Origin of the sequence: Streptomyces sp. NPDC049627 (assembly GCF_044465645.1) — a bacterium.
Lineage (GTDB): Bacteria > Actinomycetota > Actinomycetes > Streptomycetales > Streptomycetaceae > Streptomyces.
On the sequence record NZ_JBITLW010000005.1, the window covers coordinates 475,248 to 494,402 of the forward strand.

General features: G+C 71.3%; 17 protein-coding genes and 1 pseudogene. 9 read left to right on the forward strand and 9 right to left on the reverse strand.

The window, feature by feature from the left end; genetic code table 11:
* Nucleotides 1-5 precede the first annotated feature (5 nt).
* A complete protein-coding gene (locus ACIBU0_RS16610) occupies nt 6-917 on the reverse strand; it encodes a ketopantoate reductase family protein (protein WP_398818065.1) in 912 nt (303 codons plus the stop codon).
* A 482-nt stretch (nt 918-1,399) separates the two neighbouring features.
* Here ACIBU0_RS16610 and ACIBU0_RS16615 point away from each other — a divergent pair, with 482 nt between their 5' ends.
* The 6 genes from ACIBU0_RS16615 to nirD all read left to right on the forward strand — a co-directional run bounded on the left by ACIBU0_RS16615 (nt 1,400) and on the right by nirD (nt 7,794).
* Nucleotides 1,400-1,924 (forward strand): hypothetical protein, encoded by a 525-nt coding sequence (locus tag ACIBU0_RS16615; RefSeq protein WP_398818068.1) that lies wholly within the window; start codon nt 1,400-1,402, stop codon nt 1,922-1,924.
* A 116-nt stretch (nt 1,925-2,040) separates the two neighbouring features.
* Nucleotides 2,041-2,691, forward strand: coding sequence for a class F sortase (locus ACIBU0_RS16620; RefSeq protein ID WP_398818071.1), 651 nt, complete (start codon nt 2,041-2,043; stop codon nt 2,689-2,691).
* 67 nt (nt 2,692-2,758) lie between these two features.
* A complete protein-coding gene (locus tag ACIBU0_RS16625; RefSeq protein ID WP_398818073.1) occupies nt 2,759-3,343 on the forward strand; it encodes a maleylpyruvate isomerase family mycothiol-dependent enzyme in 585 nt (194 codons plus the stop codon).
* A gap of 289 nt (nt 3,344-3,632) precedes the next feature.
* Complete coding sequence (locus ACIBU0_RS16630) at nt 3,633-4,856, forward strand: NAD(P)/FAD-dependent oxidoreductase (RefSeq protein ID WP_398818075.1); 1,224 nt, start codon at nt 3,633-3,635, stop codon at nt 4,854-4,856.
* On the forward strand, nt 4,856-7,444 hold the full coding sequence (gene nirB, locus ACIBU0_RS16635; protein ID WP_398818078.1) for a nitrite reductase large subunit NirB: 2,589 nt from the start codon (nt 4,856-4,858) through the stop codon (nt 7,442-7,444). Before ACIBU0_RS16630 ends, nirB begins: the two co-directional genes overlap by 1 nt.
* Nucleotides 7,441-7,794: a nitrite reductase small subunit NirD gene (nirD, locus tag ACIBU0_RS16640; protein WP_398818081.1), complete on the forward strand. Its 354-nt coding sequence runs from the start codon at nt 7,441-7,443 to the stop codon at nt 7,792-7,794. Before nirB ends, nirD begins: the two co-directional genes overlap by 4 nt.
* A 120-nt stretch (nt 7,795-7,914) precedes the next feature.
* On the opposite strand, the gene ACIBU0_RS16645 is transcribed toward nirD, so the two are convergent.
* The 6 genes from ACIBU0_RS16645 to ACIBU0_RS16670 form a co-directional block, all read right to left on the reverse strand.
* Nucleotides 7,915-8,577 carry a dienelactone hydrolase family protein gene (locus tag ACIBU0_RS16645; RefSeq protein WP_398818084.1) on the reverse strand — a complete coding sequence of 221 codons (663 nt, stop codon included), beginning with the start codon at nt 8,575-8,577 and terminating at the stop codon, nt 7,915-7,917.
* Nucleotides 8,578-8,581: 4 nt separating this feature from the next.
* Nucleotides 8,582-10,168 carry a S8 family serine peptidase gene (locus ACIBU0_RS16650; RefSeq protein WP_398818087.1) on the reverse strand — a complete coding sequence of 529 codons (1,587 nt, stop codon included), beginning with the start codon at nt 10,166-10,168 and terminating at the stop codon, nt 8,582-8,584.
* A gap of 247 nt (nt 10,169-10,415) precedes the next feature.
* Complete coding sequence (locus tag ACIBU0_RS16655; RefSeq protein WP_398818090.1) at nt 10,416-10,889, reverse strand: hypothetical protein; 474 nt, start codon at nt 10,887-10,889, stop codon at nt 10,416-10,418.
* A 182-nt stretch (nt 10,890-11,071) separates the two neighbouring features.
* Nucleotides 11,072-12,229, reverse strand: coding sequence for an alkaline phosphatase PhoX (locus ACIBU0_RS16660; RefSeq protein WP_398818093.1), 1,158 nt, complete (start codon nt 12,227-12,229; stop codon nt 11,072-11,074).
* 240 nt (nt 12,230-12,469) lie between these two features.
* Nucleotides 12,470-13,954 (reverse strand): sensor histidine kinase, encoded by a 1,485-nt coding sequence (locus ACIBU0_RS16665; RefSeq protein WP_398818096.1) that lies wholly within the window; start codon nt 13,952-13,954, stop codon nt 12,470-12,472.
* Nucleotides 13,951-14,790 carry a winged helix-turn-helix domain-containing protein gene (locus ACIBU0_RS16670; RefSeq protein ID WP_398818098.1) on the reverse strand — a complete coding sequence of 280 codons (840 nt, stop codon included), beginning with the start codon at nt 14,788-14,790 and terminating at the stop codon, nt 13,951-13,953. Before ACIBU0_RS16670 ends, ACIBU0_RS16665 begins: the two co-directional genes overlap by 4 nt.
* 189 nt (nt 14,791-14,979) lie before the next feature.
* On the opposite strand from ACIBU0_RS16670, the gene ACIBU0_RS16675 reads away from it, so the two are divergent.
* The 3 genes from ACIBU0_RS16675 to ACIBU0_RS16685 all read left to right on the forward strand — a co-directional run bounded on the left by ACIBU0_RS16675 (nt 14,980) and on the right by ACIBU0_RS16685 (nt 17,706).
* Nucleotides 14,980-15,585, forward strand: a complete 606-nt coding sequence (locus ACIBU0_RS16675) for a carbonic anhydrase (protein WP_398818101.1) — start codon at nt 14,980-14,982, stop codon at nt 15,583-15,585.
* Nucleotides 15,582-17,267 carry a SulP family inorganic anion transporter gene (locus ACIBU0_RS16680; protein ID WP_398818104.1) on the forward strand — a complete coding sequence of 562 codons (1,686 nt, stop codon included), beginning with the start codon at nt 15,582-15,584 and terminating at the stop codon, nt 17,265-17,267. Before ACIBU0_RS16675 ends, ACIBU0_RS16680 begins: the two co-directional genes overlap by 4 nt.
* A 106-nt stretch (nt 17,268-17,373) precedes the next feature.
* Nucleotides 17,374-17,706, forward strand: a complete 333-nt coding sequence (locus ACIBU0_RS16685; RefSeq protein WP_398818107.1) for a MazG-like family protein — start codon at nt 17,374-17,376, stop codon at nt 17,704-17,706.
* Nucleotides 17,707-17,746: 40 nt separating this feature from the next.
* Here the strand turns inward: ACIBU0_RS16685 and ACIBU0_RS16690 are convergent.
* Nucleotides 17,747-17,866, reverse strand: a pseudogene (locus ACIBU0_RS16690) (helix-turn-helix domain-containing protein); the annotation flags it as partial.
* 175 nt (nt 17,867-18,041) lie between these two features.
* Complete coding sequence (locus ACIBU0_RS16695; RefSeq protein WP_398818108.1) at nt 18,042-18,275, reverse strand: DUF397 domain-containing protein; 234 nt, start codon at nt 18,273-18,275, stop codon at nt 18,042-18,044.
* Nucleotides 18,276-19,155: the final 880 nt, after the last annotated feature.

The window sequence follows — 19,155 nt, forward strand, 5'->3', positions numbered from 1 at the left end:
TTCCGTCAGTGACCCGCGGCCCTCAACTCCCCTACCAGGCGGGCCGTCGCCGGCACCGGGACGCCGTGTCGTTCCGCCGCGCGCAGCAACGCTCCGCCGATGGCGTCCAGTTCGAGGGGGCGGCCCGCCTCCGCGTCGCGTTGCATCGAGGACTTCGTGCCGGGCGGGAAGGCGTCGTAGCGGGCGAGGGCCTGGCGCGGGTCGGCGGGGCCGCCGCAGGCGCCGCTGACGGCCGCCGCCTCCTCGACGAGGGACGTCAACTCCTCGCGGTGCTGCGTGCGTACGTCGCCGATGGGGAGGGCGTAGTGGGTGGTGAGCAGGGCGAAGGGGGCCAGCAAGGACATCTTCGCCCAGAGGGTCGCCGCCTCGTCGGCGTGGACCCGGGTCGTCGGACCGGCCGCGTCGAGGACCTGTGCCAGGGCGTCCAGGCGTTCGTCGGGGACCGGGTCGCCGGCGAGGTCTATCTCGGCGAAGGGGGTGCCGTGCTCGATCCGCCCCGGGGCGACGCGGGTCGACTCGGCGCGGATGGCGGCGGCGGCCACGCGGTCCGGGCGGTACCGGGCGCGGAGGGCGGCGGGGTGCTCCACGCCGTTCAGGAAGGGTACGACCAGGGCGTCGCCCAGCAGGGTGGGCGGGACGCGGGTCAGGGCCGCGTCCAGAGCGGTGGCCTTGACCGCGATCAGGCACGCGTCGACCGGCTCGCGCAGTTCCGTGTCCGCCTCGACCTCGGCCGTGAAGTCACCGAACAGCCCGCTGCGTACCTCGATCCCGGTCGTCCGCAGCGTCTTCGCCGTATCGTCGCCCGCCAGGCAGATCACCCGGTGGCCGGACTTGGACAGCAGTGCGGCCAGCAGGCCGCCTATGCCGCCCGGGCCCAGTACCGCCACGGTGAGTTCGTCGTTCGTCGCCATGCGCATCCTCTCGTCGGTCGGCCCCACTTCCGAGCGGTGGCCGCCTCGGACTCGATCATCACAGACCGGCCCGTTCCCTGGGAGAGGCGCTTCCGGGCTCCGGCGCCCCCGATCGCGAGGTCTTCGACCGAGTTGCCTGCCCAGGGCATCACGCTTGGCTGGGGGACGGTCGACGCGCGAGGCGGCCCTCTCCGACGCCCCACGCAACCCGGCCCCTGCACAGCGCGCACTCACCCGTTCACACCCCTCCCCCGCGCCCATCGAGTTCTCTTCCACACGAACCCCAGGCACGGCGGTGACCTGCTGAAACACCACCACTTCGACGACCCGCGCCCTCCCTCCCGACACCCATTCGCCCCATTCCTGACGCTCTCTCAGGAAGCGCACCCGCCCCACTGCCACTTACCTCGGAAAGGCAGGGGCACGACCGAGGCGGCGGCACATGGGGGTGTCGCGGGCCGTGGCCCGTCGAGTGCGGAGGAGCATCGATGCGACGTACCGCCCGTCTGCTGACCGGGACCGCGCTGGCCGTCGCTGCCGTCGCTGCCGTCGGTGCGCCCGCGTACGGCGACGACGGCGGTGGTGACCTGGAGGTGTCCCCGTCCTCGGTCGTGCCGGGCGGCGACGTCACGGTGCACACGGCCGCCTGCAAGGACGGCGGTACGGCAGCGGGCGACGCCAGCGCGGTCGGCGCGGGCGAGTTCACGCTGGGGCCGGGCGGCGACGAGCAGGACGCGAACGGGCGGTTCCGGGTGCCGCCGAGCGCGCAGCCGGGGACGTACGAGATCGTCGCGACCTGCGCCGAGGGCGGCCGGCAGGTGAGCGGGGACCTGGTGGTCACTCTGACCGCCCCGCGCGAACAGGTGCATCCGAGAGGAAGTGTGAAGACGGGGGTCGGCGGCGCTCTTGGCACCGATCCCGTACAGACCGCGGCCGGCGTGGCGGCTCTCGCCGTCGCCGCCGCGGGCGGTACCTGGCTCCTGCATCGCCGGGCGAGAGGCGACGGGATCTGACGGACACCCTCCGCTGTCCGTCCACCGGTACCGCACGTCCCCTCCCCCTCCGGGTCCGACGCCCCTCGCGGCCCGGAGGGGGATCGGGCGGCCGAGGAGAGTCCCAGGAGGCTCCCGTGCGCAGTCATCGCGGCGTTGGCAACGGCGTCATAGCCGCCGTCACCGTCCTCGCCCTGTGCTCCGGCGCCTGGCTGCTGAACAACGGCGTCGAGACACACGCCCCGCCGCAGCCGTCGGCCGCGCAGGAGTCGAGCGGTGTCTCGCACGCCGGCCCCCGCTCCCGGCGCGCCCCCGCCCCCGCCCCCGCGCTCCCGCCCTCCCCTCCCGACCGCATCCGCATCCCCGCGATCCGCGTCGACGCCCCCCTCATGGGCCTGGGCCTGACCAGGACGGGCAGCCTCGACGTCCCGCCCGCCGAGCGGAAGAACCTCGCCGGCTGGTACGAGGCCGGCACCACGCCCGGTGAGACGGGCACCGCGATCGTCGCCGGGCATGTCGACAACGCCGACGGGCCCGCCGTCTTCTACCGCCTGGGCGCCCTGAAGAAGGGCAGCACGATCGAGGTGGACCGGCGGGACGGCGGGACGGCGCTCTTCACGGTCGACGCCGTCGAGGTGTACGCCGCGAAGACCTTTCCCGACGAGAAGGTGTACGGCACGGCGCCGCGCCCCGAGCTGCGGGTGATCACCTGCGGCGGCGGCTACTCACGGACGACCGGCTATCAGGGCAACGTGGTCGTCTTCGCCCACCTCACCGGCAGCCGCTGAACCCCGGGACGGCCACCGCCCCCGTGTCCGGTCCCGCTGTCAACGGTCGGTCGTACCGTTGCCGACCATGGACTCGACTTCCTTGCTGCGTCACCTGCGGCTCGAACTCGAGGCCTTCCGCGCGTGTCTCGACGGAGACCTGTCGGCGCGGGTCGAGCACTGCGGGGAGTGGACCCTGTACGACCTCGCCGATCACCTGGGCGGCGGGAACGTGTGGGCGGCGGCGGCCGTGTCCGAGGGGCACGGCGATCACTCTCCTGCACCGGCTCCCCGGGAGCGGGCCGAGCTGGTGGGGTGGTTCGAGGGGACGGCGGACACGCTGCTCAAGGCGTTGGACGCCGATCCGTCCGCACCGGCCTGGACGTTCCACCCGCCGCACACGGTCGGCTTCTGGCAGCGGCGCCGGTGCATGGAGACGCTGATCAAGGGGCTCGCGAAGCCGCCTGAGCGGGCCCTGCGGCTCGTCGCGACGGACACGGGAGGGTCGTGGACCTACGGGCCGGGGGCCCCGGTGGCCACGCTCTCCGGGCCGGTGGAGGATCTGCTGCTCCTGCTGTGGGGGCGGCGCGAGGCGACCGGGGACGCGCCCTTCGCCTGGGTAGGCGACGAGGAGGCCGGGCGGCGGATCCTGCAGGGGCCCTTGACGGGGTGACCGGGCGGGCCGCGCGGCTCATCCCGGGCCTGCGCGGCTCCCACCGCGTTGCGCAGGTCACAGCGACCGTGTGATCACCGCCCGTCACCCCCGGTCGTAGACGATGGTGGCTGCACGAAACCCGAGGTCGGGCCGCCCCGCCCCGGGCCTGCCGGACCGACCTCACAGCCCGCCCCCGCTGCCCCCTCCGAACCCTCACACCGCCCCCCGGCCCCTGCTGAGGGCAGCGTTCCTCGCGGGAAACAGATGTGATGCGGTCGGGTAACACCCACCCCGCACGCTCCTAGGCATGACCTCGAATACGCGTGTGGTGGTGATCGGCGCCGGCCTCGCGGGCGTACGACTCGCCCGGCGGCTCGGCGAGCTCGGCACGCCCGTGACGCTCGTCGGCGACGAGGAGCACCGCCCGTACAACCGGGTGCTGCTCGCCGAGGTGCTGGCCGGCCGCTACAGCCCCGACGTGATCGCCCTCCCGGCACCCGCGGAGCTGACGCGTGGCCGGGTCACCGCCATCGACCGCGAGATGCGAGCCGTACATCTCGCGGACGGCACGGAGATCGCATACGACACGCTCGTCCTGGCCACCGGCTCCAACCCCGTCCTTCCGCCCCTGCGCGGCCTGTTCACCCCGGACCATGTGCTGCCGGAGGGCGTCCACGCCTTCCGGACGATGGACGACTGCCTGGGCCTGTCCAAGGCGGTACGGCCGGGTGTGCGCGCGGTCGTGATCGGCGGCGGGCTCCTCGGGGTCTCCGCGGCCCGCGCGCTCGCGCTGCGCGGCGCGCAGGTCGTACTCGCCCAGCAGTCCGAGCGGCTGATGGAGCGTCAGCTCGACCCGGCCGCCTCGAAGCTGGTCAAGCGCCACCTCACCGATCTCGGCGTCGAGATCCACACCGAGTGCCGGGTACGCGACGTGCGCTGCGTCGGCGGCGCGGTCCGCTCGGTGGAGATGGCCGACGGATACGCCCTCGACGCCGACCTCGTCGTCCTGGCCTGCGGGGTCCACCCGCGTGCGGGCCTCGCGCAGGCGGCCGGGCTGGACGTGCGCAAGGGGATCGTCGTCGACGACGAACTCCGTACGTCCGACCCGCGCATCCGGGCCGTCGGCGACTGCGCCCAGCACGACGGCACGGTGTACGGGCTGGCCGCCCCGGCGCTCGAACAGGCCGACGCCCTGGCCGAACTGCTGGCCGGGAACGCGGACGCCCGCTACACCGGCACCCGTTCCCTGACCCGGCTCACCCTCACCGGGCCGGACTCGCCCCTCGGCTCCTTCGACCTCGCCGCGTTCGGTGAGACGGAGGCCCGGCCCGGCGACGACGTCGTGCAGCTCGCCGACGCCACCCGCGGCACCTACCGCAAGGTCGTCGTCCGCGACGACCGCCTGGTCGGCGGGGTTCTCGTCGGCGAACTCGGCACCGTCGGCGCGCTCGCCCGCGCCTGGGAGGGAGCAGAGCCGCTCCCCGACGACGGCCCTCTGCTCCACCTGCTCACCAACGATGGAGGCTCCTGATGTCCACGGACACCCCCACGATCGTGCTCGTCGGCCATGGCATGGTCGGCCAGCGCTTCCTCGAAGCGCTCGCCGCGCGCGGCCTGACCGCCACGCACCGCGTGGTCGTGCTCTGTGAGGAGCCGCGTCCGGCGTACGACCGCGTGGCGCTCACCTCGTACTTCTCGGGCAAGACGCCCGAGGACCTCTCCATGACGGACATGGAGTTCATCAAGGACCACGGCATCGAGCTGTACGTCGGTGACCCGGCGGTCTCCGTCGACCGCGAGGCGAAGAAGGTCACCGCCAGGTCCGGCGAGGTCTTCGAGTACGACACCCTCGTCCTCGCCACCGGCTCGTACCCCTTCGTACCGCCGGTCCCGAACAAGGACGCCACCGGCTGCTTCGTCTACCGCACGATCGAGGACCTGCTCGCGATCGAGGAGTACGCGAAGAGCAAGGCCACGACCGGTGCCGTGGTCGGCGGTGGTCTGCTCGGCCTCGAAGCCGCGGGTGCCCTGAAGGGCCTGGGCATCGAGTCGCACATCGTGGAGTTCGCGCCGCGCCTGATGCCGGTGCAGGTCGACGAGGGCGGCGGCGCCGCGCTGCTGCGCACCATCGAGAACATGGGCCTGACCGTGCACACGGGCGTGGGCACGCAGGAGATCGTCACCGACGACAGCGGTGCCGTCACCGGCATGAAGCTGTCCGACGGATCCGAACTCGCCACCGACATGGTGGTGTTCTCCGCCGGTGTCCGCCCCCGCGACCAGCTGGCCCGCGACTGCGGCCTGACGGTCGGCGAGCGCGGCGGCATCACGGTCGACGAGCAGTGCCGTACGGTCTCCGACCCGCATGTGTTCGCGATCGGCGAGTGCGCGCTGGCCTCGGACGGCCGGGTGTACGGCCTGGTGGCCCCCGGTTACGAGCAGGCCGAGACGGCCGCCGCGACCATCGCCGAGGACGAAGCGCAGTTCACCGGCGCCGACCTGTCCACCAAGCTGAAGCTGCTCGGCGTGGACGTGGCGTCCTTCGGTGACGCGCACGGCGCCACCGCGGACTGCCTGGACGTCGTCTACTCCGACTCCCGTGCGGGCCTGTACAAGAAGCTGGTCATCGGCAGCGACGGCACGCTGCTCGGCGGCATCCTGGTCGGCGACGCGGAGGCGTACGGCACGCTGAAGGCCTTCACCGGCTCGGTGCCGCCGGTCTCGCCCGAGTCGCTGGTGCTGCCCGCCGGCGCCGGGGAGTCCGCCCAGCTCGGCCCGACCGCGCTGCCGGACGACGCGATCATCTGCTCCTGCAACAACGTCACCAAGGGCACGATCCGCGGCGCGGTCACCGACCACCAGTGCACCACCGTGCCCGAGGTGAAGAAGTGCACCAAGGCCGGTACGACCTGCGGCAGTTGCGTCAAGGTGCTCGGCCAGCTGGTCAACGCCGAGCTGGAGGCGTCCGGCGTCGAGGTCGACAAGGGCCTGTGCGGCTGCTTCTCGCAGACCCGCGAGGAGCTGTACGAGATCGTCCTCGCCCTGCGCATCAACACCTACCAGGACCTGCTCGACCGCTACGGCCGCGAGAACGCCCGCGGCACCGACGGCTGCGAGATCTGCAAGCCGGCGGTCGGCTCGATCATCGCCTCCCTCGCCCCGACGATCGGCGCGAGCGGCTACGTCCTGGACGGTGAGCAGGCGGCCCTTCAGGACTCCAACGACCACTTCCTCGCCAACATCCAGAAGAACGGCTCGTACTCGATCGTGCCGCGCATCCCCGGCGGCGAGATCACTCCCGAGAAGCTCATCGTGATCGGCGAGGTGGCCAGGGACTTCGGCCTCTACACGAAGATCACGGGTGGCCAGCGCATCGACCTGTTCGGCGCCCGCGTCGAGCAACTCCCGCTGATCTGGGCTCGGTTGGTGGACGCCGGCTTCGAGTCCGGCCACGCGTACGGCAAGGCGCTGCGCACGGTGAAGTCCTGTGTGGGCTCCACCTGGTGCCGCTACGGCGTCCAGGACTCCGTCCGGATGGCGATCGACCTGGAGCTGCGCTACCGGGGCCTGCGCTCCCCGCACAAGCTGAAGTCGGCCGTCTCCGGCTGCCAGCGCGAGTGCGCGGAGGCCCAGTCGAAGGACTTCGGCGTCATCGCCACCGCCAACGGCTGGAACCTGTACGTCGGCGGCAACGGCGGCGCGACCCCGCGCCACGCGGACCTGCTGGCGCAGGACCTGTCCGACGCCGAGCTGATCCGCCTGATCGACCGCTTCCTGATGTTCTACATCCGCACGGCGGACCGTCTGGAGCGCACCTCGACCTGGCTGGAGCGGATCCCCGGCGGCCTGGACCATGTGCGCGACGTGGTCGTCGAGGACTCGCTCGGCATCTGCGAGGAGCTGGAGTCCCTGATGGCGGCCCATGTCGCGAACTACCGCGACGAATGGTCGGAGACCATCAACGACCCCGAGAAGCTCTCCCGCTTCGTGTCCTTCATCAACGCGCCCGACACCCCCGACCCGGTCGTCGGCTTCGTCCCCGAGCGCGACCAGATCAAGCCCGACCTGCCGCTGCTGACCATCGGCCACCGTCCCCTGGAAGGAAGCGCCCAGCGATGACCCTGGCACCCGAGACAACCGACCTGAAGGTCCAAGTACGCCTGGACGAGGACTGGTTGACCGTCTGCGACCTGACCCGGCTGCTCCCGGGCCGCGGTGTGGCGGCCCTGCTGCCGAACGGCAAGCAGGTGGCCCTGTTCCGCGACCGCGCCGGAGAGCTGTACGCCATCGACAACCGTGACCCGTTCGGCGGGGCGGCGGTCCTCTCCCGCGGCCTGACCGGCACCCACCAGGGCCGCCCGTTCGTGGCCTCGCCCCTGCTGAAGCAGCGGTTCGACCTGGAGACCGGGCAGTGCCTGGACGACGAGGCGGTGCGGATCGCGACGTACGAGGTGCGAAGCACCGGATAGCAGCGTGCGGGCGTCGTAGGAGCACGGAGCACGGAGCACGGAGCACACAGCGAGGGCGGCACCCTGTGCGGGGTGCCGCCCTCGCTCTTTCCGCATCCGGTTGTCTGCATCCGATCGGGATCAGTCCGGACCACGTGTCCTCTCAGCACGGGACACGAACCAGTCCCGGGCCACCGTGACGATCTCCTCAAGGCTTCCCGGCTCGTGGAACAGATGCGTGGCGCCCGGCACGACGTGGACCTCGCTCGGCGCGCCGAGCTTTCCGGCCGCCTCCTGGTTGAGTCCCACGTCCGTCTCGTCCTCGCCGCCGACGATGAACAGCACGGGGGCCTTGACGCCCTGCAGTTCCTCGTGCGTCAGGTCCGGCCGCCCGCCCCGGGTGACGACGGCCGACACGCGCTGTGACCGATCGGCGGCCGCCAGCAGTGCCGCCGCGGCAGCGGTTTCGGCACCGAACAGACACACCGGGACGCCGGCGGTCTCCGGCCGCTGCTCCAGCCAGTCGATGGCGGCCACCAGCCGCCGGGTCAGGAACGGGACATCGAAGCGGTGCCGGGCCGAGCGGGCGTCCTCGCGCTTCTCCAGTTCGGTGAGGAGGTCGAGGAGAAGCGTGCCCATCCCCGCCCGGTGCAGCGCGTCGGCGAGCGCACGGTCGCGGGAACTGCCACGGGAGCTGCTGCTGCCCTCGGCGATGACCACCACGGTTCGCACCGGGCCGGGAACGACCAGATCGCCGGCGAGCGGGGCTCCCCTTGCGGGTACCAACACCAGGTCGGACGTCATCGGGCTATCCCGTCAGGGTCGGGACATAGGGGAACGGGGCCGGAGCGAGCTGCACTCCGGAGGCCAGGCCGAGGGCCGTGAGGGCGTCGGGCACGCCGCGTCCGACGCGGGCGGCCTCCATGGTGCCCTGCGCGGCCAGGGGACGGCAGCTGGCGGCGATGATCTCGAACAGGTGCCGTACCCGGCCGGGTCCGCGAGGCAGCAGCTGGCCGTGGAAGTCCTCGTGGTGGGCGAGCACGAGGGCGGCGAGACCGACGACATGGGCGCAGGCCGTGCCGGTGCCGTCGAGGGCCGTGTATCCACCCTGCGGGGAGCACGACACGACCGCCACTCCCGGGGCGGCCGCGTCGACCCCGGGGCCGAAGCAGCTGAACGGCGCGGCGAACAGCCCTTCCGGCGTCAGCTGCGGCCCCGCGTGCGTGGCCTGGGAGGTGTCCGGCGGGAAGGACCCGAATGCTCCGAGCGCACCCACGGCGAACACGGTGGGCAGCGAGCCGGGGAAGCAGACCGGTCCGCCCGAGTCGCCCGCCGGGGCGACGCAGGCGATCCCCGCCGCGTTGGCATCGGCCAGTTTGCGGGAGACCAGCGCCGACGGGTACGGCGTCGCGACGGCGATGTGCGCGACGTCGACCTCATGGTCGATGCAGTGGTCCAGGGCGGCGATCAGGTCGCTGAAGCAGCCGCCGGGCAGCACCTGACAGACCTCGATCTCGGCGTCGACCGCGATGCCGATGACCCCCTTGCCGGTGTCCGCCCCGGCGATGACGCCCGCCGCGTGGGTGCCGGTGCCCATCGTGTCGTAGGCCCAGCCGTCCTCCGTGCCATGGACGAGATCGGCCCCCGAGCGCACACGCTGCTTCAGATCGGGATGCTCGGAGGCGACACCCGAGCCGATGATCCCGATCTTGATACCGAAGGCGCGGAACGTGGGAGGCAGCCGGTCCAGCCGCATGGCCTGCTGACCCCAGCCGTATCCCTGTCGCTCCTCCAGCCCCGGGTACACCTTGGCCAGCGGCGTGAGGGTGACCAGGTTCTCCTCGGTGGGCGACAGGTCCGGACGGCTGATCCAGCGGTCGGTGTAGTCGCCCGCGGGCCGGACGTACAGCGACTGGATGGACTGCGGGGTCTCCGCGGGCAGCGTGACGGTGACCGTCCCGTCGGCCGCGGTGACGCCCTGTCCGGGCCATGAGGTCCCGATCAGGAACACGCCCGCGCCGGCCAGCGGTTCTCCGTCCGGGCCAGTGACGCGCAGCGAGATCTCCACCGGTTGGTCCAGCGGAGTGACGAGACCCGGATCGCGCAACGGGATGCCCGCGGCCGGCACGGCGGCCGGTCCGGTGGCGGACAGCGGCAGGTCCGGCTCGATGTGTACGTGCAGCGTCCGCATCGCGGGCAGCTGGGGCTCGGGGGCCTCGACGACCGCGATCTCCGGGCAGGAGGGGGACAGTCCGGCCGACTGCAGCTTCTCCGACGGCCGGAGCCTGCGGACCACGCTGACCTCGGGCATCCGCTCCAGTTGGTCACACACCGCGTCCATGCCGAGTTCGGGCACTCCCGGCGGGAGCAGATGTCCCGGCAGCGGCGTCACCATGTACCGCTCCTTGCGCGGCTGCACCAAGCGCGGTGACCGTGCGGCTTTCCCGCCCGGCTCGCTCCGGCCGTGCTCCGGGCCCGGTCCGCCGGCCCCCGCACCACCCCCGGACTCGCTCGCGCGGCTGTTTCCGGGCCTTTCCTTCACCATCACGTCCACCTTCACCACGTCGTAGACCGTCGTCACTCGTGCTGACGCGGTGCGCCCGGAGCCTTCTCCGGGCGCACCGCTCACGCCGCTCCGAACGTCAGCCGATACCGAACGGCTGACCCATCTGACCGAAGCCGAAGCCGGGCTGCTGCTGGTACTGCGCGTACGGCTGACCGAACCCGCCGCCCATCTGCTGCATGCCGCCCTGCATGCCCTGCATGCCCTGCTGGCTCTGCTGGAGCAGCCCCACGATCGTGTTCGGCAGCGCCTGCTGCACCGACTGCTCCACGGCGTGGCGGACGGCCCCGGCCAGCGAGCGATGCAGCGCGAGCGCCAGGTACGGGTGCGCCTGCTGGGCCAGGTCCGGCCGCTGCTGCAGCTGCTGCTGCAGTTGCTGGATCTGCTGGAACGTCTGCTGCACCTGCTGCGCGACCTGCTGGGCCGTCTGCTGACACGCCTGCTGGATGGTCTGCTGGACCACCTGGGCGATCTGCTGCGGGCCGCCCGGCTGCTGAGCGCCGAACTGCGTGCCGAACTGCTGGAGGGGTTGAGTGCCAGCCATCACTGACATGAAGGGTCCTCTCGCTGTCACGAACAGGAAAGCCGATATAAGTGATCTATCGGCTTTATCGGATTAATCCGACTCCGTGAAACTAAGGTCCTGCACCTCGCGCCGCAAACGGAGAGTCCGGCCGTTCTGCGAACGACCGGACCCGGATGTTTTGAGGTCAACTACTGGCGCCTCAGGCGTCGTTACGAGCGGAACGGCCCCGTCACCTCGTACGTGATCCCACCGGACGAGCTCCCCGTCGTCCCCCGCTGGCTCGAGAAGTACAGCCGCCTGCCGTCCGGCGAGAACGCCGGCCCGGTGATCTCCGAGCTCGACTGGCCGTCGATCCGCAGGAACGACGCGACGACGTCGTCCGGGGTGATCAGGCAGATCTCCATGTTGCCGCCGTCCTCGGCGACGAAGAGGTCGCCGGAGGAGGAGCCGGTGATGTTGTCGACGCCGGTGAGCGGGGCCGTGCCGTTGACGAGGGAGTCGTCGTACGCCAACTCATAGGTGTTCGACGTGAGGTTGAGCTGCCAGACGCGGTTGTCGCCCTTGGTCGTGAACCACACCGTGTCGTTCGCGTAGTGGCAGCCCTCGCCGCCGTTGAAGGACTTCGAGCCGGAGACCTGGGTGCGGGTGGTCGTCGGGGAGCCGTCCGGGTCGGGCACGTTCGCCCACGTGAAGGAGCCGCTCGTGCCGCTGCCCGCGACCATGACCTGGAGGGTGCCGGAGGACAGGCTGCCCCACGTCGTCGGCACGAAGCGGTAGAAGCGGCCGTCCGACTCGTCCTCGGTCAGATAGATCACCTTGCGTACCGGGTCGGCGGCCGCCGCCTCGTGTTTGAAGCGGCCCATGGCGTCCCGGCGGACCGCCGCGTTCACGCCCCAGGGGTCGGTCTCGTAGACGTAGCCGAGGGACACCTCCTCGCACGACAGCCATGTGTTCCACGGGGTCTTGCCGCCCGCGCAGTTCTGGCGGGTACCCGAGAGGATCCGGTACGCGCCCGTGATCGCACCCGTCGACGAGAACTTCACCGCGCTCGCGCCGCCGGAGGGGTTGATCTCGGAGTTGGAGACATAGATCCAGCCCGTGCCGTCCGCGTAACAGGCGCCGCCGTCAGGGGCGTTGTGCCAGGTGTACGACGTTCCGGAGACCGTCTGGCCGGAGCGGGCGATGACGCGGCTGGTGAAGCCGCTGGGGAGCCTGATGCCGTTGGCGTCGGGGGAGCCCAGCGGCCCGTAGGGACCGGTGCCGGGCTGGGCGGGCGCGGCGTACGCGGCGCCGCGCCACAGGGTTCCGCCGAACACGGCGGCCGATCCGCCGAGGACGGCCGCACGCAGGAGGTGACGACGTTCCACTCTCACTCCAAGAGGTGTCGTACCGCCCCGCCACCGGTCGGCGACGGGGTCGTGCGTGGGGGGCGGCATGGAACCTAGGGGCGCATGGTGGACGGACCGTGGCCAGTGCGTGACCGCCGGACGGCGTACCTGGGTGCTGCGTGTGCGCTGCTCCGTGCGTACTCATGCGAGTGCCACCCGCGTGCACGCCCCGGCGTGCCGCCGCCCGTGTGCGCTCCCCTGAGTGCAGCCCAGGCGGCCTCACGCGCGCAACGCCGGCACCCCCCGCTTCCGCTGCCCGGGTCGCTCCGGAGCCGGGCCGTGCCCCTCGCGCGGCGCCTCGGCCGACGGCAGCCGGATCACCGCGTCCAGCCCGCCCGCGGCCGCCGCATGCAGGCTCGCCTCGCCGCCGCTGGCGTGCGCGAGCCGCTGGACCAGCGACAGGCCCAGTCCCGTACCGCCCTTGGGGGCGCCCGGCGCGCGCCAGAAGCGGTCGAAGGCGCGGGCCCGCTGCTCCGGGGTCATGCCGGGACCCTCGTCGGTGATGTGCAGGTCGACCCAGGCGGGCCGGGCGTCGCGCAGGGCGCGGCGGGCCGGTACGTGCAGCCGTAGCTCCATGGTCACGGTGGAGCCGGACGGCGAGGCGCGCAGGGCGTTGGACAGCAGGTTGTCCACGATCTGCTCGACCCCGCCCGGCACCGCGAGGACCGGGCCCACGCTGCCGGCGAAGAGCACGAGGGAGACTCGCTGCTTCGCGAAGAGCGGCTGCCAGGTGCGGTGCCTCTCCGCACAGACCGCGCCCACGTCGACCGGGCCCGGCGTCGCCGCGTCCTCCTCCAGGCGGGCCATCGCCAGCAGGCCCTCCACCATCCGCGAGAGCCGGTCCGTCTCGGTCACCGCGGCGGCGAGGCTGCCCCGGCCCCGCACGGCGACGTTGGGCTCCAGGTTCTCCAGCCGCAGCCGAAGCGCCGCGAGCGGCGTCTTGAGCTGATGGGACGCCTCCCCCGCGAACGCGTGCTGGGCGTCGAGGAGATGGGCGAGCCGGGCGGCCGTACGGTTGAACGCGGCGGCGAGGCGGCGTACTTCCGGTGGCCCCTTGGTGATCGCCACCGGCGCCGCCAGCCCCCCGTCCGCCAACTCGTCGGTGGCCCGCTGCAGTTCGCGGATGGGCCGGCCCGTCCAGCAGGCGATGGCGAACCCGATCACGGCGACCGCCGTGAGGACCCCCAGCCCGCCGAGCCCCAGCAACAGCCAGACGTGATGGACCCGTTCGTGCACCGTGCGGGTCGGCAGCGTGAGCCACACGGCGCCCTGCAGCCCCGTGGCGTGCCGGATCGGCGCGGCGACCGAGAGGTACTCGACCCCGCCGATGGTCGACGTCCGGACGTCCACCGTCGCGGTGCCGTGGAGGGCGGCGGCGATACCGGGGCGGGAGGCGAGATCGGCGGACATGACGGCGGACAGCGGATGCGAGGCGGCGAGCAGGGCGCCTGAGGCGTCCACGATCACCACCTTCCCGCCGATCCGCTCGGCGCAGTGGACCACCCTGCGCGGCAGGTCACGCTCGGCCCGGCCGGTGCTGAGGGACAGCGAGGCGTACGCGGACACGGACTCGGCCTCGTCCTTCGCCGCGTTCACCACCCGCTCCCGCTCGCCGCGCGAGTAGACGAAGCCCAGCGGGATCTCCAGGCAGAGCAGCACGAGCGCGGCCAGGCTGAGGTAGCTGAGCAGCAGCCGGCGGGTCACGGCGAGGACACCTGCGGCCCGCCCGGCTCGGTCTGCACGGCCAGCCGGAAGCCGACCCCGCGCAGCGTCTGGATCCACGCCGGGTCGCCCAGCTTCCGCCGCAGCGAGGCGACATGGACGTCCAGCGTCTTGGTCGGGCCCTCGTAGTGCGGATCCCACACCCGGTCCAGGATCTGCTGCCGGGAGTAGACCGCGCCCGGGTCCTCGGCCAGCAGTGCCAGCAGCTCGAACTCCTTGGGGGTGAGGGTGACGGGCACCTCGCCGACCCAGACCTGGCGGGTGCGGCGGTCGACGACCAGGGGGCCGGGCGCGTACGCGGGGTGCGGCGCGGTGTCCTCGTACGGCGGGGGCGGCGGGGTCTCGGACGACAGCGGGGGCGCCGCTTCGGACGACCGGGACGGCGTCGTCTCGTACGAAAGTGGCGGCGTCGTCTCGTACGCGGCCGTGGCCTGCGACTCCGCACCCGCCGCCACCTCCGTCCGCTGCGACCGCCGGGTGACCGCACGCACCCGGGCCACCAGCTCCCGCACGCTGAACGGCTTCGCCAGATAGTCGTCCGCGCCCAGCTCCAGCCCCAGCACCCGGTCGGCCTCCTCACCCCGCGCACTCAGGATGATGACCGGCACGTCCGAGACCTTCCGGATGCCACGGCAGACGTCGATGCCGTCCATGTCCGGCAGACCGAGATCGAGCAGGACGACGTCGCCGTACGGCCTTCTCAACCCCTCGGCACCGGTCGTGACGTGATCCACCGTCAGCCCGAAATGCGCCAGCCCCTCGGTGAGCGGTTCGGCGATCGTCTCGTCGTCCTCGATGAGCAGCACTTGTATGCCCATGGGTCCTGTCTCTCGAATTGACATTCTCTGCCCTGAAGTCGACACGCTACAGGGAACAAGCGCTTGCGTGGCCGTGCGACAAAGAATGTCCAATTCCTGGGCGGGCTCTGGCTTTCGCTTAACCTTCGTCTGGCGTGACCCCCTCTACGGTGTGATGACCTGGCCGAACTCCCAGCCGAGGAGGCTTTAGTGAAGGCATTGCTGGACCGCGCCCGCTCATTCAAACGGCGGGTGGATTTCGAGAGCGGTGAATACCGGAAACTGGCCGAAGGGCAATATCCCGAGGCACTCTTCATTACCTGCTCGGACTCACGGGTCATCCCCGCCCTGATTACCGGGGCGCGCCCCGGAGAAATATTCGAACTGCGCAACGCGGGGAATATCGTGGCGCCGTACGGCAGCCCCGGCGCGTCCGGGGAGGCCGCCACCATCGAGTACGCACTGGAGGTGCTCGGGGTTCAGGACATCGTCGTGTGCGGTCACTCACACTGCGGCGCGATGGGCGCCCTGAAGTCCGGCGACGACCTCACCGCCCTGCCGGGCGTGGACGCTTGGCTGCAGCTCGCCCGCCCCGAACTGGCGCCGGTCCTCACGGCCGCCTCCGACGACCCGTCGCTGCCCGACGTGGCACAGGGCAACGTCGTCAACCAGCTTGCCGTGCTGCGGACTTACCCGGTGGTGCGGCAGCGGCTGGACGCGGGGCGGCTGCGGCTGCACGGCTGGTACTACGAGGTCGACACCGGGCAGGTGCACGAGTTGGAGGGCGACGGCCGGTTCCGGGTGCACAGCGGATGAGCGGGGCGCATGCGCGCGGGCGTACGCGCATCGGGGCGCCGAAGGCCGACCGCGCGAAGCCGGACCTCGCCAACGAGATCACCGCGTCCCTCGTCGTCTTCCTGGTCGCCCTGCCCCTGTGCATCGGTGTCGCCGTCGCATCCGGGGTCCCCGCCGAGCTCGGGATCATCTCCGGGGTGATCGGCGGCCTGGTCGTGGGCGCGGTGCGGGGCAGCACGCTGCAGGTCAGCGGGCCGGCCGCCGGGCTCGCCGCGCTCGTCGCGGAGACGGTGCTGGAGCACGGGGTGGCGATGCTCGGCGTGATCGTCCTGTTCTCCGGCATCCTGCAGATCGTCCTCGGCGTCGTACGTCTGGGCCGAATGTTCCAGGCGATCTCCCTGGCGGTGGTGCAGGGCATGCTGGCCGGCATCGGGCTGCCGCTGATGTTCAGCCAGGCCTACCCGATGGCCGACGCGAAGGCACCCGGCACCCCGATCGAGAACATGGCCGGCATCCCGTCCCTGTTCGCCGACATCCTCACCGACCGGCAGGCGATGATCGCCGCGCTGCTCGGCATCGCCACGATCGTGCTGAGCTTCGTGTGGAAGAAGGTCCCGGGCCCGGTGAAGAGGATCCCGGCGGCGCTGGTCGCGGTCGGTATCGGCATCGCGGTCGCCGCGCTGCCCGGCGTGGACGTGAAGACGCTCCAGGTCGGCAACCTGCTGGCGTCGGTACGGGTGCCGGGAGCCGAGCAGTTCGCGGGCCTCGCGGACACCGCGATCATCACCTCCGTCCTCACCTTCACGGTCATCGCCTCCGCGGAGAGCCTGTTCACCGCGGCCGCCGTGGACCGCATGCACAGCGGCCCCCGCACCCGCTACAACACCGAGCTCATCGCCCAGGGCGCCGGCAACACGATCGCGGGCATCCTCGGCGCCCTCCCCATCACGGCGGTCGTCGCCCGCAGCTCGGCGAACGTCCAGGCGGGCGCGAAGACCCGTATCTCGCGCACCCTGCACGGCCTGTGGCTGCTGGCCTTCGCGCTCCTGCTGCCGCAGGTCCTGGCCCTGATCCCGATCTCGGTGCTGGCCGGTGTCCTGGTCCACAGCGGCTGGAAGCTGTTCGCGCCGGAGGAGTTCCCGAAGATGTGGCGGCAGGACCGGGGTGAGTTCGTGGTGATGACGGTGACCACGCTGGTCATCGTGGCGACGGCGCTGCTGGAGGGTGTCCTGATCGGCCTGGCGGCCGGGATCGTCCTGGCGGCCCTGCGCATGTCCCGGACGGTGATCCGGCAGCACATCGAGGACGACACCGCGAAGGTCGTCATGGCGGGCAACGCGACCTTCCTACGACTCCCCCAGGTCATCGAGGCCCTGGAGTCCGCGGCGGCCTCGGGCAGGCCCCGTATCCGCCTGGACCTGACCGGCGTGACGCATCTCGACCACGCGTGCCGGAGCCAGGTGGAGGAATTCACGGCGCAGCAGCGGGGGTTGGGGCTGCGGGTGGAGCTGCTGATGCCGGGGCCGGCGAAGCCTGCGCCCTCGGCGACGGAGCCGACGCCGCTCTCGACGACGGCACCGACTCCACCGGCACCACACACTCCACCGGCACCCGGGCCGGACGCCGAGTGGTTCTACCTCGACACGCGGCCAGTGCCCGGCGGTCACGACGAGTACGCGGATCGCCCTCCGCTGGTGGGCTGAGCGGACGCCGCCGCTGAGGCCGTGCCGGTGACCATCCGCGCCGCGCTACGTTCCTCCGGGTGGGCGACTCCTCCTGGCTCGCCCACCCGAAGAAAGGAACACCAACGTGGACACGACCGCGTGGCAGACCACGGCCGGACTCGCAGCGTTCCTCGACCGGGCGACAGCGCACGTGCCCGCGGCGCAGCGGCGCGTCCTGCAAGTGCTGAAGATCGGGGAGGAGTTCGGCGAGGCCGCCCAGGCCGTGATCGGAGCGACGGGCACGAACCCGCGGAAGGGAGAGAGCCACACCTGGGACGACGTGACGGCGGAGGTCTGCGACGTGATCATCACGGCGATGGTGACGCTGCACCGCCTCGGCGTCCCCGACCCCGAGGCCGTGTTCGCCGAACACCTCAAGCAGGCCGCGGCCCGCACCGTCGCCGTCCCGGAGGCCTGAGACGGAGCGGGTGCTGCCCCGCGCGAGGAGTGGATCAAAACCCTCCCGCAGGCCGTCGTCGCGTCCTGCGTGCTGCTCCTGGCCTCGACACCCCATACCGGGCCGCGACTTGAGTGACCGGAACCCCCGCGGCGACCTCCATCACCGCGTGATACCGCTGGCTGGGGCGGTCGGCTCCGCGGCTTTACGGAGCCACTTTGGCGCGAGCCTCGAAGATCATGGCCCCAACGGCGTGCTTTACCGGGCAGGTCCACTACCTGCCCGACGCGCCGGAAGCTTACGGGACCATGATCACTCGCGCCAAAGCAGCGACACCCCAAAGCCGCTCCACCGACCTAGTGGATCTGATGACTCACGGCTACGTCTTTCAGGAAGCACTGCCAAGCGTTGGCGGAAGCATGCAGAGGTGACATTGTCACGTCCTTGCTGTCGCGTATCCACACGCCTAATGATGCCTGAGCAATCTCCACGCACGTTTGTGCTGTTGCAGAGTGAGAACTCTTCCGCCACTCCAATGATCCGTCCACCGTGCCTCCATTCAGTGACTCAACATCCCCATGCGCCTTCATGGAGAATCCTGCGACTCCTGTCGCAAGAGATCTGCGAGATGTACCACCTCGGCTGTGATCGGGTGGGCGGCTGGCAGTTGACTGCAGCCGCTTTGTAAGGCAGGGAACCTCTGTCGCGCGTCGGCGATACGCCTCGACTCAACCAACACCCGAACTACCCATTTGCGTCGATCCAATGACAGCTGCCATCGCTACCAGACGCAGTCTTGATCGATACCGCCCCCAGGCAGCCCCCATCGCTCCACTCCAAGCATCGATGGCAAGGGACCTTCTTGCGAGGCATTCCCTTACCGCCCCAAAAAATGCGCCTCTCTCGCTCTCACCCAACCAACAGGCTTGGGAGGCGTGTTGGCCTTCGGCTGCGGTTGGTTCGGAGACACCACCTACCGGGGGAGTTAGGTTGACCTTGTGGACGATGAGTGGATCACCATCCGGCCCAAGTCCGACGACCTTGAGGGGATCGTGCGCGACCGAGCTGTCTGGTCACCGATCTACGCGATCTCAGGAACCCTGGACAAGACGCCGAGAGCGACTCGGCGCCAACCTGTACGGCGGGGACGCCGAGCCGACGCCGCCCAGCGAGAGCGACTTGGCGAGAACGCCCGAGCCATCCGCCCGTCGCCGCACCACAACCGCACCAGACCGAGCGGGGAACAGCGGGGAATCACGGTGGAAGCAGCCGAGCCCGACGGGGCCGCGCCTCGACCGTTCGCCCAGGTCAGCGCCTGAACCGGCAACAAATGATCGCAGCTTCCCAAGCTGAGGGCTCAGGCATCATCGTCACGGGCCGGTCGGGGCGGCTTGCTCTGGTCGACGGAGGTTGCAGCGTGGTTGAGGGCAGTGGGGGTGCAGCGAGACATACGCTTGCGTGGTCGGTCGG